A 1,837-nucleotide genomic window follows, 5' to 3' on the forward strand; every position below is an offset into this window, starting at 1 on the left:
AACCGAAACAGGTGGTCAATTTGAACTGGAATTGGGTGGTCAATTTGACCGTTTTTTCCATCTTGGTGTAAAAATCTTGCATTTTATATTTTTTGTATTGGTTATAACATACAAAGATATTAAGAATGGTTTACGTTTCCCAATTGATTAAATTTTCAAAATATAATTAACTAAAAGTTAATTGAATACAATAAAAAAGACAGCGCGAAGCTGTCTTTAAATAATTCAAAATCACAGTACACCTTAATCTTTTGGCTTATGAATGTGAGGCTTTAAATCAGGATGCTTCGGCTTGTTGTCTGGGTTAACTCGCCTTCTCTCATCTGGTGTTCCATCTTTTTTGTCTGGTTTTGGACCAGGTTTAATTGCTTGGATTTGTTCCATAATACTTTCTTTAAAATTTATTTTTGGCACTTTGCCAAAGCAAATTTATGAGTTCATCGAATATGATAATTACGGTTTTCCGTAAGTATCAAAAACTGTCTGAGAACAGCTGTCAACTTTTCTCTAAGAGAAGGATATTCAAAGATTGACCTGTATGTGTTTATTAAATATTTTATTGTTGAAGTCTTACCTGAGTTCTGAGAAGCCATAATTAATACTGCTAATCTCATATAGTTTTAATTGGTTTTTTTTTGAAATCTTCTTAAGTAAAAGAATGCAGTCGATAGTGCCACTGTACTAACAATGTATCCTGCTAATTTAGTTAAACCCATAACTTCAAGTGTCGCATTGTCGGGATTTAATTTGTCTCCAATACTATTAGCCCAATTTTCAAAATGCAAATAAGCTGACAGCCATACACAGAATAAAACTAAAACAACATTTATTATGAAGAACTGGTATTTAACATTATAGTTTTTTGCTATCAATACGTTAACTATGGAAAGATACAATGGCAATATTAAAATTGTTGTCAAGCTTTCTATTGTTGTCGCCAAAGTGTTATTATCGATATTTGTACCCCAGATAGGCTTAATAAGTAAGTGTACCACATAGGTTGATATTAAGCTTATCAGAAATACAAGTCCCCAATATTTTATTTGCATTTTATAATTCATTTTATTGTCTTTTTACTGAATCAGTTGGAATTATTTTATCTTTATTGTTATCCTCGATTTCTTTGAATCTTTCATTAGGTCTTGGGTCAAGTGTTTTTGAAGGAATTCCAAAAATTTGAGCAGCTGTACTTGTTTCATTGTAGCCTGGGTCTAAACCCGCTGCTTCTAGTCCGTCCGACACTGCATCTCCACAATTTGAACACGCAGCACTGTACCAACTTCCTGCAGATTCTTCTGTAGCTGCTTTTGCAGCTTCATCTTGCTTTTCTGTTGTTTTAAATCTTACATCTTGGGTATAACCTCCCAAATTACTATCCTCTTTTTGAGCATCTCTAAAGGCATCAACTGTTTTAAATTCTTTTATTAAAGGTTTTAAAGCTGGACCTCCTGTCAGTTCGTTAGAATATGCAGCCTCTTTGTTACGACCTTCTTTGGAAATAAATGTCCATCCTGTTTTGTCACTTCCTACTAACATTGCCATATGACCATAGCCTCCTGCTCCTTTAGGATTATTCAACACAATAATATCACTTGGTTTCATTCCGTCAGGGTCAACAAATCTTAAGGGATTGTCGAATGCATAAACATATGGAGAATATTTTCTCATTTGTTCCGATAGCGGGTCAATATTCATCCACCTTCCAATCGCAGGGTCGTAATTCCTTGCCCCATAGTCGTACATGTTAAGCCCCAGCTCGTCTTGGAACTCCTTGCCGTTGTACTTATACTTATAAGTATTGTCGACCAATTGTCCTTCATTATACCCCTTGTGCTTC

The 1,837-nt window shown here is 34.5% G+C and carries 3 protein-coding genes; all 3 read right to left on the minus strand.

Annotated features, from left to right (window positions below; genetic code table 11):
- Positions 1–243 precede the first annotated feature (243 nt).
- Entirely contained in the window at positions 244–384 is a 141-nt protein-coding gene (locus tag EG849_RS15785; protein ID WP_199732396.1) for a hypothetical protein, read from the minus strand.
- 236 nt (positions 385–620) lie between these two features.
- Entirely contained in the window at positions 621–1,061 is a 441-nt protein-coding gene (locus EG849_RS15430; RefSeq protein ID WP_125014324.1) for a hypothetical protein, read from the minus strand.
- Between the two features lies 1 nt (position 1,062).
- The coding region (locus tag EG849_RS15435) for an RHS repeat domain-containing protein (RefSeq protein WP_148096072.1) at positions 1,063–1,837 on the minus strand (775 nt) is incomplete at its 5' end.

It is taken from the genome of Flavobacterium macacae, assembly GCF_003865365.1.
Lineage (GTDB): Bacteria > Bacteroidota > Bacteroidia > Flavobacteriales > Flavobacteriaceae > Flavobacterium > Flavobacterium macacae.

Coding starts and splice junctions, on each gene's coding strand:
- EG849_RS15785 (WP_199732396.1), bottom strand. CDS start 384: ATGGAACAAATCCAAGCAATTAAACCTGGTCCAAAACCAGACAAAAAA.
- EG849_RS15430 (WP_125014324.1), bottom strand. CDS start 1,061: ATGAATTATAAAATGCAAATAAAATATTGGGGACTTGTATTTCTGATA.